At 65.7% G+C, this 22,200-nt stretch carries 12 protein-coding genes and 1 tRNA gene; 2 read left to right on the forward strand and 11 right to left on the reverse strand.

The features are described from left to right. The first annotated feature begins 363 nt into the window (after positions 1-363). The gene (locus AC1HIY_RS01085) at positions 364-4,161 is read left to right on the forward strand and encodes an FG-GAP-like repeat-containing protein (protein WP_479574851.1); all 3,798 of its coding nucleotides are present in this window, start codon (positions 364-366) and stop codon (positions 4,159-4,161) included. 103 nt (positions 4,162-4,264) lie between these two features. On the opposite strand, the gene AC1HIY_RS01090 is transcribed toward AC1HIY_RS01085, so the two are convergent. The 5 genes from AC1HIY_RS01090 to AC1HIY_RS01110 all read right to left on the reverse strand — a co-directional run bounded on the left by AC1HIY_RS01090 (position 4,265) and on the right by AC1HIY_RS01110 (position 10,007). Further along, positions 4,265-5,689 carry an endonuclease I family protein gene (locus tag AC1HIY_RS01090; protein ID WP_479574852.1) on the reverse strand — a complete coding sequence of 475 codons (1,425 nt, stop codon included), beginning with the start codon at positions 5,687-5,689 and terminating at the stop codon, positions 4,265-4,267. 136 nt (positions 5,690-5,825) lie between these two features. Continuing rightward, a complete protein-coding gene (locus AC1HIY_RS01095; protein ID WP_479574853.1) occupies positions 5,826-6,467 on the reverse strand; it encodes a class I SAM-dependent methyltransferase in 642 nt (213 codons plus the stop codon). A gap of 127 nt (positions 6,468-6,594) precedes the next feature. Continuing rightward, positions 6,595-6,668 (reverse strand) — tRNA-Pro (locus tag AC1HIY_RS01100). Between the two features lie 141 nt (positions 6,669-6,809). After that, positions 6,810-8,699, reverse strand: coding sequence for an AMP-dependent synthetase/ligase (locus tag AC1HIY_RS01105; protein ID WP_479574854.1), 1,890 nt, complete (start codon positions 8,697-8,699; stop codon positions 6,810-6,812). A 207-nt stretch (positions 8,700-8,906) separates the two neighbouring features. Continuing rightward, a complete protein-coding gene (locus AC1HIY_RS01110) occupies positions 8,907-10,007 on the reverse strand; it encodes a quinone-dependent dihydroorotate dehydrogenase (RefSeq protein WP_479574855.1) in 1,101 nt (366 codons plus the stop codon). Between the two features lie 118 nt (positions 10,008-10,125). Here AC1HIY_RS01110 and AC1HIY_RS01115 point away from each other — a divergent pair, with 118 nt between their 5' ends. After that, positions 10,126-10,947, forward strand: a complete 822-nt coding sequence (locus AC1HIY_RS01115) for a PhzF family phenazine biosynthesis protein (protein ID WP_479574856.1) — start codon at positions 10,126-10,128, stop codon at positions 10,945-10,947. A gap of 84 nt (positions 10,948-11,031) precedes the next feature. Here the strand turns inward: AC1HIY_RS01115 and AC1HIY_RS01120 are convergent, their stop codons facing one another. The 6 genes from AC1HIY_RS01120 to AC1HIY_RS01145 all read right to left on the reverse strand — a co-directional run bounded on the left by AC1HIY_RS01120 (position 11,032) and on the right by AC1HIY_RS01145 (position 22,032). After that, positions 11,032-14,121 (reverse strand): peptidase S9, encoded by a 3,090-nt coding sequence (locus AC1HIY_RS01120; protein WP_479574857.1) that lies wholly within the window; start codon positions 14,119-14,121, stop codon positions 11,032-11,034. A 744-nt stretch (positions 14,122-14,865) separates the two neighbouring features. Beyond that, positions 14,866-17,013 carry an alpha-ketoacid dehydrogenase subunit alpha/beta gene (locus AC1HIY_RS01125; protein ID WP_479574858.1) on the reverse strand — a complete coding sequence of 716 codons (2,148 nt, stop codon included), beginning with the start codon at positions 17,011-17,013 and terminating at the stop codon, positions 14,866-14,868. A 273-nt stretch (positions 17,014-17,286) separates the two neighbouring features. Then, positions 17,287-18,750, reverse strand: coding sequence for a sensor histidine kinase (locus AC1HIY_RS01130; RefSeq protein WP_479574859.1), 1,464 nt, complete (start codon positions 18,748-18,750; stop codon positions 17,287-17,289). A 142-nt stretch (positions 18,751-18,892) separates the two neighbouring features. Continuing rightward, positions 18,893-19,603 carry a response regulator gene (locus AC1HIY_RS01135; protein WP_479574860.1) on the reverse strand — a complete coding sequence of 237 codons (711 nt, stop codon included), beginning with the start codon at positions 19,601-19,603 and terminating at the stop codon, positions 18,893-18,895. A 93-nt stretch (positions 19,604-19,696) separates the two neighbouring features. Then, positions 19,697-20,851: an alanine racemase gene (gene alr / locus AC1HIY_RS01140; RefSeq protein ID WP_479574861.1), complete on the reverse strand. Its 1,155-nt coding sequence runs from the start codon at positions 20,849-20,851 to the stop codon at positions 19,697-19,699. A 29-nt stretch (positions 20,852-20,880) separates the two neighbouring features. After that, a complete protein-coding gene (locus AC1HIY_RS01145; protein WP_479574862.1) occupies positions 20,881-22,032 on the reverse strand; it encodes a porin in 1,152 nt (383 codons plus the stop codon). Between the last annotated feature and the right edge of the window lie 168 nt (positions 22,033-22,200).

Here is a 22,200-nt window from a genome sequence, read left to right on the forward strand (position 1 = left end):
GGCTTAATACATATCGGTAGATAACCTCGGCGAACGGCCCCTCCACCAGGGTGTGAGGGGCCGTTCTGTCTATCGGAACGACCCGATGAAAGCGATGGTAAATACCGTCTAGATCTGGGATACTCGGACGCGCGAGCGACCTGCGCCAACCTCTGTATTTATTAGGTAGTTTTTGGGCCGGGTCTGAAGTATGAGCGAGCGCCGTGTGACGTTTCTTTTTCCCCTTGCCCTATTTCCATCACTGGCTCCTTGAGATCAATGAACAGAATATTCCTTTCGAAGGGTGGAGCGGCAACCCTCTTCTTGTGCGCTGTCTTCTGCATGGGCCGCACCGCGGCAGCCCAGCCTTTCATCTTCGAAGACGTGACCCTCGCTGCCGGCGTCAACGTCGTCCACGACGGTCCCGGCGGCGGCAATGACATGCGTATGGGCACGGGCGCCGTATGGTTTGATTATGACAAAGACGGCGACCTCGACCTCTTCATGACGGTGCGCACCGGTTCCAACCGCCTCTTCGAGAACAATGGCGACGGGACGTTCACCGACGTGGCCGTGGCGCGCGGCGTCGACTTCCCGAACAGCGACGCCGCCGGCGCCGTAGCGGCCGATTACGACAACGACGGCGACCGGGACCTCTACCTGGCCAACTCCGACGGCGACGCGTTGCTCCGCAACAACCTCGTTGAGACCGGCACCCCCGATTTCACCGACGTGACGGCCTCGGCTTTCCCGGGAGAGACGATGCCGCTGCTCGAAGCGCGCGGCACCTCCGCCTCGTGGGGCGACTATGACAACGATGGCCACCTCGACCTCTACGTCAGCCACCACCTCTTCGTCGGAGCCGACCGCTTCGACTATACCGCCGACAGCCAGGACCGGCTTTATCACAACAACGGCGACGGCACCTTCACCGACGTCTCCGATCTGATCCGGGGGCCGGACGACGCCGACGGCAACGACGACCTCGACGGCTACGGCTTCATCGCCGGATGGACCGACTACGACGACGACGGCGACATTGACATTTTCATGATGAACGACTGTCCCTTCGGCACGAAGGGCAACAAGCTCTGGCGCAACGACGGCGGAACCGACCCGCTGGCGTGGACCTTCACCGAGGTCAGCGCTTCGATAGGGCTGACGAGTGAATCGCTCTGCGTCAATGCCATGGGCATCGCCTGGGGCGACTATAACCGCGACGGACTCTGGGATTATTTCTATACCGACATCGGCACGGCTACGCTCATCCGAAACGACGGCGGCGGTATGTTCACCGACGTGACCGTCGAGGCGGGGGTCTTCGAAGACGTCGTGCCCGGCACCAGTCCTCCCATCAACCGCGTCACCTGGGGCGCCGTCTTTCTCGACTATGACCTCGACGGTTTCCAGGACATCGCCGTGGCCGCAGGCACCCTCGGCTCCGATTCCGGAGTAAGCCCGCAGCCGAACCTGCTTTATCACAACGAAGGCGACAATACCTTCGCGAACGTGTCGACGGAGGCATGGCTCGAAGACGAACGGCGGGGGCGCACCATCGTCATGGGCGATTACGACGGCGACGGCGACCCCGACCTCATGCTCGTCAATTACGATCAGGGAAACGTGCTGCTTCAAAACACGACCCCGGTCGGAAATAACTGGCTCATCCTCGACCTCGTCGGCTCCGTGAGCAACCGCGACGGCCTCGGCGCGAAGGTGAAGGTCACCTCGTCGGACGGCGTCGTGCAGCACTATGAAGTCCGGAGCGGCTCCAACCTTGGCGGCGGCGACGACATCGCAGCGTATTTCGGCTTCGGCGACGTCAGCGTCGATCCGCTCGTCGACGTTGAGATCACCTGGCCCTCGGGCATCGTGCAGACACTCACCGGGGTCGATCTGACGGACGAAGGCGGCACGGGCAAACGCATGACGGTCTACGAACCGAGCTTCACTGCCGTGGCGACCGAAACCGGCCTGCAGTTCAACCACGACGGTCAGACGTCCATCGACAACGGCGACATGGGCATCGGCACCGGAGCCGCATGGTTCGACTGCGAGGGCGACGGCGACCTCGACCTCTACGTGACCATGCGCAACGGCGCCAACCGGCTCTTCCAGAACGACGGCTCCGGCAACTTCGTCAACATCGCTTCGGGGGATGCCCGCGACAGCGCGCACGACGGCGCCGGCGTCGCCGTGGCCGACTTCGACAACGACGGCGACAAGGACCTCTACCTCGCCAACTCGGATGCCGACGTGCTCCTGCTCAACGACGGCAACTGCGGCTTCACCGACGGCACCGCTTCGGCGTTCCCCGACGAGCCCATCCCCTTCCTCGAAGCGCGCGGCACCTCCGCCTCGTGGGGCGACTATGACAACGACGGAAACCTCGACCTCTACGTCGCCAATCACCTCAACATGAACGCGACCGGCCCGGACGACTATGCCGCCGACAGCCAGGACCGCCTCTATCACAACAACGGCGACGGCACCTTCACCGACGTCTCCGATCTGATCCGCGGGCTGGACGACGCCGACGGCAACGACGACCTCGACGGCTACGGCTTCATCGCCGGATGGACCGACTACGATGACGACGGCGACCTCGATATCTTCCTCATGAACGATTGCCCGTTCGGTCCGAAGGGCAACAAACTCTGGCGCAACGACGGTGGAGAAGGGCCGCTCGTCTGGAATTTCGTCGAGGTGAGCGCCACCGCAGGCGCCGATCAGTGCCAGAACGCCATGGGCATCGGCTGGGGCGACTATGACCGCGACGGCCTCTGGGATTATTATTTTTCAAACGTCGGAAGCGCAACCTTCCTCGACAACGACGGCGACGGGACCTTCACCGATGCCACGGTGACGGCCGGTCTTTTTGAAGACACCGTGCCGGGCGCCGATCCGGCCGTGGATCGCAAGACCTGGGGCTCCGTTTTCTTCGATCTCGACCTCGACGGCTACCAGGACCTGGCGGTCGCCGCCGGCGTCATCAGCGACCTCAGCTCCGTGGAGCCGCAGCCGAACATGCTGTATCGGAACAACGGCAACGGCGCCTTCACGAACATTTCCGACGGCAGCGGCTTCGAGAGCCCGCGACGCACCCGGACGGTCGTGAGGGGGGATTATAACGCGGACGGCGCGCCGGACCTGTTCATGGTCAACTTCGGCGAGGCGGTTTCCCTCGTCAGGAACGAGTATGGCGGGCGCACGAGCAACCACTGGCTGATCATCGACGTCGAAGGCGCCGGCCCGCTTGCCGGCGGCTCGAACAAGGACGGCGTGGGGGCGAAGGTGAAAGTGACCACGCCCGACGGCGTCGTGCAACATTTCGAGGTTCGCAGCGGCTCCAGCCTTGGCGGCGGCGACGACGTAGCCGCGTATTTCGGTCTCGGCCTGAACACGACCGCCGACGTCGAGGTCGCCTGGCCCTCGGGCGTCGTACAAACGCTCACGGGGGTGTCTGCCGACCAGCGCCTGAACGTCGTGGAAGACGTGCCCGATCTCGTGGTGCGCGCCACCCCGCTCAACCCGCCCATCGTGATTGACGCCGCCGGCGGCAGCTTCGATTACGATCTCTTCGTGGCCAACAATGCGGCGGCCTCGCAATCGCCCCAGGTGTGGATCGTGATCAGTGGGCCGGGGGTGTCGATCACGCGCGGCCCCGTCGTGGTAACGGTCGACTCGGGCAGTTTTCTGTTGAAGACGCTCACCCAGGACGTGCCGGCAGGCACGCCGGCAGGCACGTATACCGTGACCGGATCGGTGGGCTCTTTCCCGATCGCGGATGCTTCCGACAGCTTCACCTTCGAGAAGTCGGCAGCCAAGGGAAGCGCGCGTCCGGTGGTGGAAGACTGGCGCTCGACGCTCGATGAGATCGCCGACGGCCACGCGGAGGCGGCGCTGGAGACGACGCCGGAACGCTTCGAACTCGGTGCGAATTATCCCAATCCGTTCAATCCGACGACGATGATCACGTATGCGCTTCCGGAGGCGCGCTCGGTGACGTTGCGGGTGTACAACATGCTCGGGCAGGAGGTCGCGCGCATCCACGAAGGCGTTCGGGAAGCCGGACGACATCAGGTTCGCTTCGATGCCTCACGGCTGAGCGCCGGCGTATACGTCTATACGCTCGAAGCCGGCGACTTCAAGGCGATGCGCCGGATGGTGTTGTTCAAATAAGCGATCCCGTCAAACGGTTCGATGGGCGCTCCCCGACGGTCCCTCCCTCGCACCGGGAGGGACCGTTTTGTATATGAGCCGCGCCGTGCGTTCGAGGCGGGGGTCATTTGAGCAGGGTGACGGGACGGGTGGCGGAGAAGTGCTCGCCGGAGGCATGGATGAGGTACAGCCCGCCCGGCAGGCGGGCGGCGTCGAAGCGGAGCGACCGAGGCGCGCCGGGGGCGAGCATGCCGTCGAACAGCGTGGCGACGCGGCGGCCCAGCACGTCGTACACGGCCACGCGCACACGCTGGGAACGGCGCACGGCGAGCGTGAAGCGGGTCTGCGGGTTGAAGGGATTCGGATACGGCGTCGAGAGGCGATACGCGCCCGGCGCCTCCACGGCCGCGCGCACCGTCGGCCCAAAGGCGAACGCCCCGTCGAAGTCGACCTGGCGAAGGCGGAAGAGGTGGACGCCGGGGGCGAGGTCCCCGGCGGAATAGGCATACGAACCGGGCGTGGTCGAGGAGCCCTGTCCCTCGATGAAGGCCAGTCGCTCCCACGTCGTCTCCGCATGCTCCGGGCGGTGTTCCACGAAGAAGCCGGCATTGTTCGTCTCCGACGCCGTCGTCCAGCGCAGGTGCACGACCGGGCCGTCGGCGATGGCCTCGAACGACGTCAGCTCGACGGGCAGAGGCGCGGCGAAGAAGGCGCGCTCGACCAGCGTCGGGTCGAGGACGTACGGGTTCTCCTTGCCGTCTTGATACGCGGCGATGGCCTGCGAGCGCGCCCGCTCGGCGGCGTCGGGCGGGTCGGCCTCGTGCCAGGCGAGCAGGGTGTTTTTCTGCATCTCGAAGAAATCCGTGCCGCTTAGCCCCGTATTCGTGGCGACGGCGGCGTCCGCTTCGGATCGGTACATCGTGTAGAAATAAAACATTGCGCGGGCAAGGTCGCCTTTGCGCGCATCGCGCGGCTCGAAGACGTCGGCCTCGGTGTCGAACTCGGAATACTCACTCTGATGTGCCTCAGGGGGGGTTGTGAGGGTGGTTCCGAGGCGAAACCACTTGTCGGTGTCGGCCGCGTCGATGTCGGCGAAAGGATGGTTGTTGCGGGTGCTGTTGACGTCGGCGCGGGCAGGGAAGAGGTGATGCATGTTCGCCCTGGGCGCGCCGCTCGCGGCGCCGTACGACTGGGGCCACGCGTGCTCCGTGTTGATGTTCAGGCTGCCGTTGCACGAGCTCGCGTTGTCGTCTCCGTCGCCGTTGCAGGCCTCTTTGGTGGGGTCTTTGGCCGGGTCGAGGTAGAGGGCGTAACCGGTATAGACGCCCCGGAGCGAGTCGTCGCCGGCGTTCTCGATGCGGGCGAAGAGGGTGTCGCGGGCCTGATCGTAGGTGAGCGTCGCGGCGGGCTTGTATTGCGCCACGAGACTGTCGCGGAGAGCAGCGTCGGTGAGGCCGGGGAAGATCGTCTGTGCGTGAGCGGCGAAGGCCGGCAGCCACACGAGGGCAACCAGCGCGAGCCGTCGGCGCATCCGAGGCGCATGCCACATGGGCTTCTGGTGTCTGAACCAATGAAAAAGCCGTCTCCCGGCGCGATGCCGGGCGGCCTTTCATTCATCGTCCCGGAAGCGGAGAATCTTTAGAGGCCGGGTGCATTGGGAAGAGCGACGCGCGCGGAGCTTCCGCTCACCGGGTGTAGAGCCGCACTTGCCAGAGGAGACTGTGCCGGTGGGTGCGTAGGGAGAAGCCGCGCGCGCGGACGAGCGCATCTACGGCCTCGGGCGGGTGAAGGAAGACGCGGAAAGCGGAACGGCGGAAGCGGAGGAAGGCGTTGAGCACGCGGAAGCCGAACCGCGTAAACGGCGTGACTCGTGGAAAGACGAGGCCGTAGATCCGCTTTGCCTTCTCCGACGAGCGCGTGACGAGCTGCTCCATGTCGTCGAAACAGCAGATGACCCGGTCGAGCGTGACCACGTCCACGGCCGGGACCTCGCCGGCGACGTCGACGAAGTTGCCCTGGAGGTAGCGCACCTTCTCGGCGTAGCCCCGGCGCTCGGCTTCTTCCCGCGCCGTCTCGAGGTAGGCGGGCGAGGCGTCCACGTCGAGGCCCTGCGCGAGCACGCCCTCGCCTATGAGCGCGTGCTGGATGGCCCCGATGCCGCCGCCGATGTCGAGAAGCGACTCGGCTTCTCCGGCCTCGGCACGAACCGCGTCGATGAGCATCTGTGTGGTCTTGTGCGGCCCGCGCTTCCGGTACTTTCGGAGTTCACGCGCGGCCACCTTTGCGTCGAAGAAAGAAGCGATACCTTTACACTGCGTGCACGACATGGGGCAGGGGGTGAGGGGGGAGCTAAAAGGACGGCTGGAGGAGATACGGCGGCTTCACGCTTCGGGTTTCTCCGCGCCGGGGCATAAAAAAACGGCCCTCGCCGTGAAGCGAAAGCCGTCTTTCCTGTCGGGGTGGCGGGATTTGAACCCACGACCTCTTCGTCCCGAACGAAGCGCGCTACCGGGCTGCGCCACACCCCGTTGAGATCGCCTTCAACGCGAAGGCTTCGAAAAAGGATCCGAAAAGTACGAAGGCTCCCCGCGCCGATCCACGCGGAATGCAAAGTTCAAGTTTTATCCACAATTCGGGGCGTGAATGAGCGGGAAAGGGGATCCGGGCGCTCATACCACCGCCGCGTACATCTCGTCGATCAGGTCGGCGTAATGCTTTTCGATGGCGCGGCGGCGGAGCTTCATCGTCGGCGTCATCATGCCGTTGTCGACCGTGAAAGGCTCGGTGATGAACCGGAAGTCGCGGATCTTCTCGGGAGCCGCCGCATGGCGTGAGTACCGGCGGAAGACGTCCTCGAAGAGCTTCCGAATCGGCTCCTGTTCGAGCATCTCCTCGACCTGTCCATACGCGAGGTCGTGCTCTTTCGCATAGGCCTGAAGCGCTTCGAAATCAGGCACGACGAGCGCCGTGAGAAATTCTCTCCCTTCGCCGACCACCATGATCTGATCGATCCACGGCACGGTCTTGAACTGCTCCTCGATGGGGCCGGGATAGATGTTCTTTCCGCCCTTCGAGACGATCATGTGTTTGATGCGGTCGGTGATCATGAGGTAGCCCTCGTCGAAGCGGCCCACGTCGCCGGTGTGATACCAGCCCTGGGAGTCGATGGCTTCGCGGGTGGCTTGCTCATCCTTCCAATAGCCTTTCATCACGTTCGGCCCCTTGACGATGATTTCTCCCTCCTCGGTGGTCAGGTCCGACGGGTAGTCGTCCCCCGAGAGTTTACCGATGATCTCGCCGTCGCTCAGGCGTTGAATACCGACGGTGACGCCCGGCAGGATATGGCCGACGGTGCCGTAGCGCGGCGCGTCGACGGGGTTGACGGCGAGCACCGGGGACGTCTCGGTCAGCCCGTAGCCTTCGATGATGATCACGCCGGCGGCCTGGAAGAACTCGCCGATGGCGCGCGGAAGCGCCGCGCCGCCGGAGACGGCAAAGCGCAGGTTGCCGCCGAGCTTTTCGTGAAGCTTTGAAAAGACGAGCCGGTGGGCCAGACGTTTTTTCAGACGGAGGAGCGGGCCGATGCGTTTGCCCTTGCCGCGCACCCGAGCCGCCTGCTTGCCCGCTTCCACGGACCAGTCGAAGATGCGCTTTTTGAGCGGCGGTCCCTCATCGACGGACTTGCTGATGACGTTGAAGACGCGCTCGAACAGGCGCGGCACGGAGATCATCACCGTGGGATGCACTTCGAGCAGGTTGCGGCTGACGGTGTCGATGCTCTCGGCGTACGAGATCTTCGCGCCGCAGGCGAGGACGGCGGTGTAGCCGGCCGTGCGCTCGAACGAGTGGCACAACGGGAGAAACGAGAGATGGTGGTCCGCCGGACCGAAGGGAACCGTGGCGAGCGCGCTCGTGACGTTCGAGCAGAAGTTGCAGTGCGTCAGCATGACGCCCTTGGGGTTGCCGGTGGTGCCGCTCGTATAGATGAGCGCCGAGAGGTCCTCGGGCGAGACGGCGTCGGCGAGCGGCGCGAGTTCGGCGGCGTGCTCCGACCAGTAGTCCGCACCCTCGGCCATCGCGTCGCTCCACGCATGCACGTAAGCCGGGTGTTCCTTCCGCATCGCGCTCATCGTGACGACCCGCTTGAGGTCTTCGCATGCGTCAAAGATTTTCTCGGCTTTCTTGAGCTGGATGCCGGTGGAGACGACGAAGAGCTTCGCGCCGGAGTCTCGAATGATGTATTTGACCTGATCGGCGGGAAGCGAGGTGTAGAGCGCCACGTTGACGCCGCCGAGCATCTGGGTCGCCAGGTCGGTGATGGCCCACTCGGGGCGGTTCTCCGAAAGGATCGCGACGCGGTCGCCGGGGCGGACGCCGTGCTTGTGGAGGTATCCGGCCATCGCCTGGATGCGCCTCAGCAATTCTTCCCACGGGATGTCTACCCACGCCTTGGTCTTCTTGTCCTTGTACCGAAGCGCGGTGTGGTTCTGTCCCTCGAAGTGTGCCGCCAGACGCAAAACAAGCTGGGGAATGGTCTCGAACTCGACGATGGCCGGCATAGTCAATCCTTGGTTTCTGGGGCGATGCGCAAACAGCGAAATCTAATCCCTCGTCGCTCGAAAGGCAATTCGCCGCCGGGAGAATGTTCCGTCAAGGGTTCGCCGTTCGGCTCGCAACATTGGGGAGTAGATTGTGAAGACCGATGACGGCGCGGAGCGCCTCCTGACGCGCCGGAGGCGCAAAGGACGGCGAGCCCAGGGGCCCCCTCACACGTCCACGCCCACGGCGTCGCGGAGCCGGGCGAAGCCGTCGCGTTCAAGGCGTTCGACGAGGCCTTCCTTGATCTTTCGGACGAGGCCGGGGCCTTCGTACACGAGGCCCGTATAGAGCTGCACGAGCGACGCCCCGGCGCGGATCTTGGCATAGGCGGTGTCGGCGGAGCGCACGCCGCCGACGCCGATGATGGGTGTCTCGCCGCCGGTCTTGTCGAAGAGGTACCGCACGAGCCGGGTGGCGCGGCGTTCGAGCGGAGCGCCGCTGAGGCCGCCCCGCCCGATGGCGCGAAGCACGGGCTCCGGCGTGACGAGCCCCGTGCGGTCCGAAGCCGTGTTCGTGGCGATGAAGCCGTGCACGCCGTGCGCCCGCGCCACCACGAGAAGCTCATCGACGAGGCTGTCGAGCACGATCCGCTCGGAGACGGGCGGCGAGAGCTTGACGAGCACGGGCACGTCGAGGCGAAGCGCCGCGCGCTCGGCAAAGACGGCGCGGAGCAGGTCGTCGAGCGCGTTCGGGTCCTCGAAAGTCTTGCCTTCGGTGGTGTTCGGGCAAGAGACGTTCAGCGCGACGTAGGCCGCCCACGGCGCCAGGAGCCGGAAACTCTCGCGGAAATCCTCGACGGCGGCTGCTCCCATGATGCGCGGGTCGTGGGTCTTGGCGAGGTTGACCCCGATGGGGAGGTGCACCTTCCCGACGGCTTTCCGGAGCCGCCCGGCCACCTTCTTTGCGCCGTCGTTGTTCAACCCCATCCGGTTGATGAGGGCGCGGTCCGCCGGCAGGCGAAACAGCCGGGGGCGCGGGTTGCCCCGGGCCTTCCGCGCGCTCACCGAGCCGACTTCCGCGAAGCCGAAGCCGAGCGCCTCCCAGAACGGGATCAGCTTCGCGTTCTTGTCGAAGCCCGCCGCGAGCCCGACGGGGTTCGCGAAGTCGAGGCCCCACAAGGTCTGTCGCAGGGCCTCGTGCTCGAAGGCAAACGTCCTGGCCACGAGCGACGGCGCGGCGGCCTGGGCCAGACGGGCGGCGCCCGCGCTCAGACGGTGCGCCCGCTCGGCATCGACGTGGAAAAGCAGAGAGCGGAAAGGGGCATACATTGCAACATGGGCCGGTGAGCAGTCGTCGGAGAATAGAAGTTCTGCGTATTATGCGCCAGGTTTCATGGTATTTTGTCGGAACGTCCGACGTCCTTCCCCCTCCAGCCCTTTTGTGCTCATGTCTTTGCCGCTCTTTCAGGTCGATGCTTTCGCCGACCGTCCCTTTTCCGGAAACCCTGCCGCCGTGTGCCTGCTCGATGCGCCGCGTGAGGAAGCGTGGATGCAACGTGTGGCCGCCGAGATGAACCTGTCCGAGACCGCTTTCCTCGTGCGTCGCGCCGGGACGCCCGTATACGATCTGCGCTGGTTTACGCCTCGCGCCGAGGTGGATCTGTGCGGGCACGCCACGCTCGCTTCCGCCCACGTTCTGTGGGAGCGCGGCCTGCTGCCGCCCGCCGAACCGGCGCTGTTCGATACGCGGAGTGGGCGGCTGACCGCGCGCCGACGCCCGGACGGCTGGATCGAGATGGACTTCCCGGCCGATCCGGAAGAAGAGATCGACGCGCCGGAGGGGCTGCTCGAGGGGCTCGGCGTCGCGCCGGTGTACGTGGGGAGGAGCCGTGAGGATTACCTCGTCCTGCTTGCGGATGCCGGGGCCGTGCGCGCGCTTCGCCCGGACATGTCGCGCCTGGAGGCCGTCGAGACGCGCGGCGTCCTCGTGACGGCTGCCGACGACGGGCCGTACGACTTCGTGTCCCGCTTTTTTGCGCCGCGCCTGGGCATCCCGGAAGACCCCGTGACGGGTTCGGCGCACTGCTGCCTCGGCCCCTTCTGGCAGGCGCGGCTGGGCAAGTCGGAAATGACGGGTTTCCAGGCCTCGGAGCGCGGCGGCGTGGTCCGCGTGCGCGTCGGGACGGAGCGGGTGGAGGTCGCCGGGCGGGCCGTCACGGTGATGGAGGCGCGCCTGCTGGCGGATGAAGCGCTCGTCTCACCCGCGTGACGGCCGGCGCGGGGCAATAAATCGGGGTTCAAAACGCGGATGCTCGTTCCGTGCTTTGAACCCCGATTCCGGAAGGCACAGGGTTTACCAGCCCGGAACGATCTGGAAGCCGAAGTGGGCGCCCTTCAGCGGCCGCTGGAACGGCTTGGCGTAAAAGATCTCGAGCACGGTATAGCCGAAGAGATTGAACCGCGTCGAGACGCCCGCGCTAAAGACCGGCACGCGTTCCGCTGAAGTGCGCTTGAACTTGAGGACCGGCGCTTCGTCGGCCGTCCAGGCCACGCCGCCGTCGGCGAAGAAGGCGACCTCGGTGGGCAGGTACGGGAAGTTGAGCAGGCCGAACGTATCGTTGCCCAGGAGCGGGATCCGTAGCTCGACGCTCGCCACGGCGATGCGCGAACCCAGCAGCCGGTCGAACTCGGCGCAGGTGCCTTGCTCCGTCGCCGTACATTCGCTGCCGTCGAAAGAGGTGAAGCTGTAGCCGCGCACGAAGCTGAGGCTGTTCGCGTAGCCGAGATATTCCTGGGTGAAGAGTTGCTCGGTCCGGTCGTTCGTCTCCTTGGCCCCGTAGTTGCCGACGTGGAGGCCGCGCACGGCAAACGTGACCGGATTGAGGAAGATATATCTCCGCCAGTCGGCCAGTACGCGGACGAAGCTCTGCGTGCCCACGAAGGGCGAGACGTCGAAACGGGACCGTCCGCCGCGCACCGGCGAGGTGAAGCCGAAGGTCGAGTAGTCGGTTATGAAAGCGACCCCACCCTGAGCGAAGTAGATGGGGTCGGGCGCCGTGAGGTTGTCGCGCTCCCGTCGGATCTGAAACGAGGTGATAAAGTATCGGTCCACCTCGATGTCGAAGCCGTACCGGGTGAAGCCGGCAGAGAGCTCGAAGCGGCGCGTCGTCGAGAGGGGATAGGAGGCCAGCCCTTCGACCTGATCGATGAAGATGCGCTGGCGGATCTGCTCGACGATCTGAGCTTGCTGTCCGCTCTGGGGATCTGTGCCGAAGCCTGCGCGGGTGCCGCCGATGAGGTAGGGGATGTGCGCCGCCGAACCGCCGTAGTTGAGCCGGTGTTTGCGATTGAGATAGGACACCTGTCCGCCAATGTCCTTGAAGGTGCCGTTGGCCTGCGCAATGACGACGAGGTTCTGGTCGCCGAGCATGTCGCTGAAGAAGAGGCCGATGCCGCCGACGAGCGCCGTGCCGAAGGGGCCGCCCGCCGCCACGCCGATGGTCGGCGGCGCGACGTAGTCGAGCTTGAGACGGGCGCTGTATTCGCTCACCTCGTAGTCCTGATCTTCGGGCAGTCCGGAGAGCGGATCGTTGAGATAACTGCTCACGAGCCCCTGATCCACCGCGCGGAACGGCGGCAGGATGCCCGCCAGCGCTTCGCCTTCGTCCAGGCGCGGCACGGGGACGCCCCGAAGCTCCTCCGGCTCCAGCGAGAACACGTTGTACTGATTGCCCGTGAAGACGGAGAACATCATCCGCCCGCTCTGGATGGCCACGGACATGGCCGGCGAGAGCGCCGTGATGCCGCTGACGCCCGTCTGCAAGCGCGTGATCTGGAAAACCTCGCCCGTATCGAGGGCGATGCGGTAGATGTCTTTGAAACCGTTGTGGTCCGAGAGGAAATACAGGTTGCGTCCGTCCGGCGAGAACTGCGGGTTCGTGTGCATGGCGTGCTCGAAGGGAATCACCACGCGGATCTCTTCCGTCTCCACGTTGATCAGACCGAGGCGCTCCTTGGCGTACTTGAGCGTCTCGAAGTCGGTGCCGCCGGGGCCTCGGTCGGTCACGAAGGCGATCGTTTCGCCGTCGGGCGACCAGGCGGGCTGGAGGTCGGCATACCGGTCGTTGGTGAGTTGCTGCACGACGTTCGTGCGGAGATCGAGCACGTAGAGGTCGCTGATGCCGCCGTCCATCCCCGAGAAGGCCAGCCGCCGACCGTCGGGCGACCAGGCCAGGTTCGTGATGGCCGTCACGCCGTCGACGGCGATGCGTCGCTCGATGTCGCCCGAGTTCCAGTCGAGGATGGAGATCTCGTTGTCCCCTTCGACGAACGTGATGAAGGCGAACTTTTTGCCGTCGGGCGACCACGAGCCTGCCGAGGCGATGAACCGGATCGCGTCGAAGTGGGGGTTCGAGTTGGTGCCCTTGAGCTTTTTGACCACCTTGCCGGTGTTGGCGTCGGCGATGAACAGGTTGATGTTGAAGATGTCGCGCTCGGAGAGGAAGGCGACGTATTGCCCGTCCGGACTGACCACGGGCGAGATGTTGAGTTCGCCGCCGTCTTTGTCCTTCGAGAGCACGAGCCGCCCCGCCTCATCGGCAGGCGTGCGCCCTTCCGCCAGCGGCAAGTAGGCGTCCTTGACGGCCTGTTGCCACTCCGTCGAGAGCGAGTCCGCCGTGATGCCAAGCGTGTAGACGAAGGCCGAGTCCAATCCGACGAGCCCGCCGAGTTTGTACAGGTTGGCGACGGCGGCGTCGCCGTATTTGCCGCCGATGTAGGCAAGGTAGGCCTGTCCGTAGCGATAGGGGAAATACTTGAAACCGGTGGTGATCTGTTCGATGGTGGGCAGGTCGTCGCGGAGGGCGGCGTCGCGCATCCACATGGCCGTGTGCGGGTCCTCGCGCCCGAGCGAGAAGTATTCCGCCATGCCCTCGACGAGCCACAGCGGAAGCAGCGCCAGCGAAAAGCTCGAACTGTCGGTGCTGTTGAGGCCGATGTCGTACTGGAACGAGTGGACGAGTTCGTGCCCGAGCACGTGATCCGTCTCACGGTAGATGCCCGTCAGCGGCATGATGACGCGCTCCTTGATGGACTCCGTCACACCGCCCGTGCCCTGGCCAAGCGAGCCGCTGATGGCGTTCGTCTGCTGAAAGTCGGCATCGTTGGCGTAAAAAATGATCGGCTTCCGCTCACGAAACTCCCGCAGAAACGTGCGCGAATGCCGGGTATACCATCGCTCGGCCATGCGCGCCGCATCATGGACGGCCTGTTTCTCTTCCGGATAGAAGTAGATCTCGAAGTGATCCGTCTTGAAGACCTTAAAGTCAAAGTCGTCGTACTGGACCTTGTTGCGCCCGAAGTACTGGGCGGAGGCCGGAGCGACCGGAAGGAGGAAGGCGATCAGCGCGACGGTCAGGCCGAAAAGACGAACGAGATTACGCATGGCGTTCGGGCAGTGGGTGGAGAAAATGTTTATCTAACAACGATCTCGACGCAGGGTTGCGAAGGCGTCGCGTACCCCCGTTGGCGGCCGAGGGAGGACGCGTGCGGCAGGCTTACAACAAGAAGCACGCCGAGTCAGGTCTAAAAAACCATCAACGGGGCCGCCGCCGGACCGACCCGTCGGAGTCGGCGGCTCAATGGGAGCGCGCATGCCGAATCTCATGAACCGGCGGCATCGGGCAACGGAAAGTGACCACCTCGGGACGTTCCTCCGACAAAGAAACGATACAGTCGGTGTAATGCAAGTCTCTTCCGGAGACATGCATTCGGGGCGCACATTTCGGGCAAAACACGCGCGCGCCCGTTCTTGTGGTCAACGCTCGGAGGGCATCCGTTACGCGAGGCGAACGACGGCGGCGGTCTCTTTGCACGCGTCTCCAATAGTACACGCGAGAAGCGGGATCACCGTATCGGGCGCGTGCTTCATGGACAGATTGGTCGGAAGGCCCCAAATACGGGAAGCCGGCCCGCATTGCATCGGTCCGGCTTCGAGGCCCTCGTTCGAACCGTGATCGTTGGTTTCCCGCCGATCCGGTTTCTCCGACCCTTTCGGGCCGTCGCCACACGGAGGGGGGCGCGTGTGACGTTCTGAGGCCAGGATACGAAAAACCGCGGCCCCTGTCTGTAGGGCAATCTCGCAAACGAACGTGAGGGATTCCTTGCGCGGGATCCTTCACCGGAAGCTTTAGAAGGTGAGGACCTCTCGGGCGGCCGTGAGGATGTCGTCGTCGCTTGGGAGGACGGCTTTCTCGAGCGGGTCGGCGAAGGGGATGGGCGAGAAAGCGCCCGCCACCCGGCGTACAGGGGCGTCGAGGTGGGTGAAGGTGAGGTCGCCGATCTGGGCGCACAACTCGGCCCCGAAGCCGGCGAACTCGTGGTCCTCATACACGACGAGCGCCCGGTTCGTCTTCCGGACCGAGGCGAGGACCGTCTCCGCATCGAGCGGGACGATGGTGCGCAGGTCGACGATTTCCACGGAGACGCCCTCTTTCTCCAGCATCCGCGCCACGTTCATCGACTTGTGGACCATCATGCCGTAGGTGACGATGGTCAGGTCCGTGCCTTCGCGGGCGAGGCGGGCCTTGCCGAAGGGCAGGAGGTAGTCGGCGTCCGGCTCGGGCGAGCGGGCGGCGGCGGATCGGTAGAGGGCCTTGTGTTCGAGGAAGAGGACGGGGTCCTCCATGCGGATGGCGCTCTTGAGCAGCCCCTTGGCGTCGGCGGCGGTCGAAGGCAGGGCAATCTTGAAGCCCGGCATGTGGCCGAAGCACGCTTCGATGTTCTGCGAGTGGCACAGGCCGCCGTGGATGTAGCCGCCCACCGGCACGCGGATGACCATCGGGCAACCCCACGCGCCGTTCGAACGGTAGCGGAACGAGGCCACCTGGTTGCGGAGCATCTGCATCGCCGGCCAGATGTAGTCGCCGAACTGGATCTCGACGACGGGCTTGTAGCCGCAGGCACTGAAGCCCACCGCCGTGCCGACGATGGAGGCCTCGGCCAGCGGCGCGTTGAAGCACCGGTCCTTGCCGAAGCGGTCGGTCAGGCCCTTCGTGGCCGTGAAGACGCCGCCCTTGCCGCCGGCCACGTCTTCGCCAAAGACGATCACGCGCTCGTTGCGCGCCATCTCTTCGTGCAGGGCGTGGTTGATGGCGTCGACCATCACGGCGGGGTCTCCCGAAGGCTGTGTGGCTTCGTACGTCAGGTCGAGGTCGCCTTCATAGAAGACGTGCTTCGTGGCGGTGGCGGGGTCGGGGTCCGGGCGGGCGTCGGCCCACACGGCGGCGGCATCCACCTCGGCGCCCACCGCTTCACGGGTGCGCGTGATGGTCTCGTCGTCGAGGAGGCCGGCTTCGCGGAGCTGCACCTCGAAGCGCACGATGGGGTCGATCTTGCGGTCGGCTTCGAGTTCCTCGGCGGTGCGATACTTCCGGTGGTCGTCCGAGGAGGAGTGGGGCAACAGGCGCACCACGTCGGAGACGAGGCAGACGGGGCCGTGGCCGCCGCGGATGTGCTCGAGCGCGGCGCGCGCGGCCGCATAGGCCTTGAAGAAATCCGTGCCGTCGACGTGGATGCGTCGGAGGCCCTCGTAGCCCCGGGCGAGCTTGTAGGCGCTGCCGCCCGCCGTCTGCTCGGAGACGGGCACCGAGATGGCGTACTTGTTGTCCTGAATGTGAAAGAGCACGGGCGCCTTGGCGCGCGCGGCCCAGTTGAGCGCCTCGTGGAAGTCGCCCTGCGAAGTCGCTCCGTCGCCGGAGGAGCAGTAGACGTAGGCGTCGGTCTCTTCTCGGATCAGGCTCAGCCCCACGCCCACCGCCGGCAGGTACTGCGAGCCGACCGACGAGGAGATCGGCAGGATGTGGCGCTCGCGGTTGCTGTAATGCTCGGACATCTGCCGCCCGCCGCTGTTCGGATCCTCGGCTTTGGCCAGGTGCAGCAACATCACTTCCTCGGGCGTGCCGCCGAGGCTGAGGTACATCGTCAGGTCGCGGTAATAGAAGCTGAACCAGTCGTGCCCGGCGCGGGAGAGCAGCCCGACGGCCGCCTGCGCGGCTTCGTGCCCGGCGCATCCAATGTGGAAGAAGCCCTTGCCCTGCTTGAGCAGCGTGAGCATCTTCTCGTCGAGACGGCGCGAGGTGAGCATCCGGCGATAGACGGCCAGCAGCGTCTCCGCGTCAAATTCTTCCGGCCCGACCGGCGTCACGGGCAGGTCGCCCTCGATGTCGGTTTCGCGGGCGGACGTCGGGACCCCGTTCTGGTCCGCGACGCCGATGACTTCCTCGGCCGGAAGCGCTTCCTGACCGCGAGGCTTCCGCGTGCTCTTTCCTTTTGCCATATCTATGTCAACGTTTGACTCCCTCGCGAGGGAGAGACTGCGGGATGACGTCCGGCGGAGGGGCCCGGTGGGGGAGGCTCACAGGCCGGCTCGCTCGTGATACCCTTGATATGCTGTCCCTTCCGGGCGCGTTCCGTCCGCCGCCTCGATCAAGTATTCCAACGAAGGAAATAACGAAATTCTTCGTTCCGACGGAAACGGGACGTATGTATCCTTTGCAAAGAATGGCGAACGGCGCCCGGAGCGGCTCGCCGAGGCGAAGCAAGGCAAGGCTCAGCCTCGTGCCTGGACCGGCTCCGGTTCCGGGGCATAGGGAAGGTCGAACCAGAAACGGGCGCCCCGGCCCTGGGTGCTCTCGACGTGGATGCTCTCGCCGTGGGCGTGGAGGATCTGCTTGACGATGCTCAGCCCGAGGCCGGTGCCTCCACTCTTGCGCGAGCGGTCCGGATCGACGCGGTAGAAACGCTCGAAAATGCGTTCGAGGTGCTCCTCGGGAATGCCCTTGCCCGTGTCGATGACCTCGACGCGGATCTTGTCGAGGCGGCGGCGCAGGCGGACGCGGACCGTCCCGGCGTCCGAATAGGCGATGGCGTTGTCGACCAGGTTGGTGAGCACCTGCCGGATGCGGTTGCGGTCGGCATAGACGGGCGTCGGCGGGTTCTCGATCTCGAGCGAGATGCCCTTTTCTTCGGCTTTGGGCTGAAGGATCTCGGCCACCTCCTCGACGAGATCCTGGAGGTCGAACACCTCGGGTCTGATGAGATCCTCCCGGTATTCGAGGCGGGCGATCTCGATGAGGTCGTTGAACAGGTTGTGCAGCCGCTGGAGGTTGGCCAGGCCCTTCTCCGCGTAAAACTGGCGCTGCGCGGGGGTGAGGTTGGAGGAACCGAGTGCTTCGAGGTAGCCCCCGACGGCGAAGATGGGATTGCGGACCTCGTGCGAGACGTTGCCGATGAACTCGTTTTGCAGCCGCGCCAGCCGTTGCAACTCGTTGATCTTCTCGCGGAAGCTGTCGGACATGCGGTTGAGGCTCTTGGCCAGATCCTGAAACTCGGCGGCGCGGGAGTCCACCTGGATCTTCTCGTCAAAGTCGCCCTCGCTGATGCTTCGGGCGCTGTTGCGGATGGCGATGAGCGGGCGGGTGACCTGCCGGGCGGCGACCCAGCTTCCGAAGAGGGCCAGCAGGAAGGCCAGCGCCATGGCGAAGATGAGGATCACCTCCATCCGTCGGATCAGGGCGAAGAGCGGGGGCTCCGGCTGCCCGACGCGCACGACGAGGCCGGAGACGGGCCGCCGGAGCGCGACGTAGTGGACGAGCCGTCCGTCGGGGCCGGGGCGCCTGGCATAATGCGGTTGTCCGTCTTCGAGCACGGCCATCTCCGGGCGGGTGCGGAGAGCCCCGTCGCTCAGGAGTCGGTCCCCGAGCACGTCGATGAGGACGGAGTCGCCTTCGATGACGGTGAGGTGGAGGTTCGAGAGGCGGGACAACTCGCGCGTGATGCGGATGCGCTCGGAGATGGTGGGCGTCTCTTCGATGAGGGCGGCCACGCGCTCGGCCTGTTGCCGCAAGGTGCGCCGGATCGTGCCGTCGATCTCGCCCCGGAGCACGAACGTCATGTAGAGCCCCACCACGACCATGGCGACGCCGACGAACAGCGTGAACGTCAGGATCATCCACGTCTGTGTGGCGGCGCGGGCCGGCAGGATGCGGGATCGGAGTTGTTTGAACGGGCGCATCATAACCCGGCGTGTGGGGGAAGGAAGAACCGGCGTCTGTGAGACGGTAAGGCCCGAACGCGCACAGGCAAGACGCCGGCGCGCGCTCGCATGCGTTCGATCCAGGGTGCGCCCGGCGTCGTGGGGCGCGCCGGCGGGCGCATCATTCCAGCGCCGACTCGTCCTCGACGAAGCGGTAGCCGACGCCGCGCACGGTCTGGATGTGGCGGGCAAAGTCGCCGAGCTTCTCGCGCAGGTTCTTGATGTGCGCGTCCACGGTGCGCTCGGTCACCATCATGGCGTCTTTCCAGATCGTCTCGAGCAACTGCTGGCGCGTGAAGGCTTTGCGCGGATGCCGCACGAGGTACCGCAACAGTTCGAACTCCGTCAGCGTCAGCCCGAGGTCCTTGCCGTCGAGCGAGGCGCGGTACTCGTCTTCGTAAATCGTAAGGTTTTTGACCTGAAGCGTCCGGCTCTCCTCGATGCCGGAGCGCCGGAGCACGGCCTTCACGTTCGCCAGGATCACCTGGGGTGCGACCGGCTTGGTCAGATAGGCGTCGCCGCCCACCATCAACCCTTTGACCTGGTCCTCCTCCTCGGTCTTGGCGCTCAGGAAGATGATCGGGATGGTCTCCGTTTCCACCCGCGAGCGCAGGCGACGGCAGACTTCGTAGCCGTCCAGCCCCGGCAACATGATGTCGAGGATGATCAGGTCGATGTCGGGGGTGGCCTTGCTCAGGGCTTCCTCGCCGTCATAAGCCTTGTGAACGGTGAAGCCTTCTTGCGATAGAAAATGGCTGATTATTTCGACCACATCTTCTTCGTCGTCTACCACGAGGATGTTAATGTCGGCGGGATCGTAAGTGGTTGCCATTTAGGTAGCAGTTTTGGTTCGAAGTGGGGCGGCGGCGGTGCATCCTCCGGAATATAAGATTTCCTGGGCATTATGAAAGAAAAGAGACGGCGTTTACGCATTTTGCGAGGGAAGCGGCGTTTCGTCGTGATAGATACGGGGAACGCGAGCGGCGATGCCGGTGCAGATCTCGTACGTGATGGTCTGCGCCCAGTGCGCCACTTCGAAGGCCGAAGGGCCGCCTTCTCCGAAGAGCACGACCGGGTCGCCGAGGTCCACCGTGGCCGCCGGGCCGTCGGGCGGGCCGAGGTCGACCATGAACATGTCCATGCATACCGTGCCCACGACGGGGAAGCGTCGCCCGTGAAGGCCCACCTCGGCGCGGTTCGAGAGCCGGCGCGGGTAGCCGTCGGCATAGCCCGCTCCGACGGTGGCGATGCGGGTGCGCCGGGGGGCCGTCCACGTCCGGTCGTACGAGATCGACGTGCCGGGGGCGACCGTCTTGAGGTGCGTCACGTGCGCGCGCAGACGCATCACGGGGCGCAGGGGGGCGATGTGTGGCGAGAGGCCGTCGTAGATCCCGTAGAGCGCCACGCCCATGCGGACGAGGCTCGCGCCGGTGAGGCTGAAGTGCTCGGGCGGCGAGAGGAGCGCGCCGCTGTTGGCCGTATGCACCGGAAGCGCGCCGCCGAGCCGCCGGACGACGGCTTCGAAGCGGGCCGCCTGCTCCGCCACGAAGTCGTCGCCGATGGTGGCGAAGTGGGTCCACAGGCCGGCCACCGTCACGCCCGGCGCGCGTTCGAGCATGCGCACGACGGCGGGCGTCTCGGAGGGCGAGAGGCCGAGGCGGCCCATGCCGGTGTCTACCTTCACGTGGGCGCGAAGCGGGCCGACGGCGCGCGCCGTGGCGATGACGGCTTCGGCCACCTTGCGCGAGGAGACGGTCACGTCGAGGGCATGCCGGGCATAGACGGGCAACTGGGCGGGAAGCGGAGCGGAGAAGACGAGGATCGCCTCGTCGATGCCGGCCCGGCGCAGCCGCACGGCTTCCGCCGCCGTGGCGACGGCGAAGTGGCGCACGCCTTCCTCGCGGAGCGCCTGCGCCACGCGCACCGCGCCATGCCCGTAGGCGTCGGCCTTCACCACCCCCATCACGTCGGCGTCGCCCGCGCGGGCCATGAGCACCCGCGCATTGTGCCGCAGATGCGTCAGGTTGATCTCGGCCGCCGTCGGCGAGAGGAGGGCGTCGTGCGTGGAGCGTGTATCCATGCCGGAAGAGCGGGGCCGGGGCCCGGCGCTTAAAAGACGAGCTGTGCCTGAAGGATGACGAGATGTTCGCGGGCGTTGCTTCCGTCGGGCGAGAAGAGGCTGTAGCCGAGGGTGAGACGCTCGCGGTGATACGGCTTGCCCCGGAGCGCACTCAGGCTGAGGCTGGCTCCGCCGGTGACGTACGTGTCGCCCGAGCCGGCGCGGTTCGTGTCCGGATCGTACTGTTCGATGCGGGCGAAGACCTCGGCGGCCCGGTGGAGGCGCGCCGCGCCGAGGATCGCCACGCCGAGGGTGTGCTGCCGGTCCTCGAAGCGGGAAGGCGCTTCGTAGAGGATGCCGAGCGCGTCGACCTTGAGGCGGAACGGCCGGCTGCCGGGCCGGGCGCCCCAGTACACGTGCGCGCCGTACGTGACGTAGTTGCGCCCCCGGTCGCTTCCGGAGGGGCGCGTGTTCGGGTTGCGGCTGCCGTTGAGGCCCGCGAAGCCGCCCACCTCGAGCGCGTTCGACCCCATCGGGCGGAACACGGCGGACGCCGTCACGGCAAGCCCCTGCGTCTCGACGCCGCGCGTGGCATCGCCGCCGCTGGGCTGCTCGCGAAAATTCCCCCGGAGGCGGTCCGGGTTGCCGTCGCCGTTGTGGAGCGCGACCGAGAGTTCCCCCCGTTCGAGGGCATACCGGACGTCGAAGCCGAAGTCGCGCCCGTCCGAGCCGATGGTGTTTCGCGCCCACCGTTCGGCGATGGCGGCGCGGTCGATGGCGTCGATCTGTGCGCCGGAGGTCAGGAGCATGGCGCGGGGCTGCGCCACGGCGAAGCGCCCGAGCCGCACGCGCACGCGCTTGCCGAGGCGATAGCTCGCGGAATAGTCGAGCAGCTTCACCGTGCCGCTCGCGCCGTCGAGTTGCATGAAGGCCCCGGCGCGGCCCACGGCGGCGCGCATCCGGAAGCGGGCGCGCCGAAGGCCGAAGCCGTATCGCTCCACCTGCGCATCCCCGCTCGAAGCCGACGGGTCGGAAAGGCCGTAGCTCATGCGCGGCTGAAAAATGACGCCGAAGGTGAGGCGGGTGTCGTCGTCCGCCGTCGTCACGGTCGGAGCGTCGCCGGCGGGCTGTGCGAGAGCAGGCTTCGCCGCGAGGCCGAGAAGCACGAAGAGGAGGAGCGGCGCAAAGGGGAGGCGGTTCACGGGGAGGCTCCGGCTGATGAGAAGAGCGAAGGGTCCGAAATCTCCCATGAAAGCGTCTCCCGACGCGAGTTGTTTCGTCAAAAAGGCGCGAAGGAGGTGCGGGGGAAAGGGTGGATAAATGCGGGCCGCTCCCGTACTTTGGGAACGATCGCTTCGGCTCCGGGCAGC

It is taken from the genome of Rhodocaloribacter sp. (assembly GCF_056451265.1).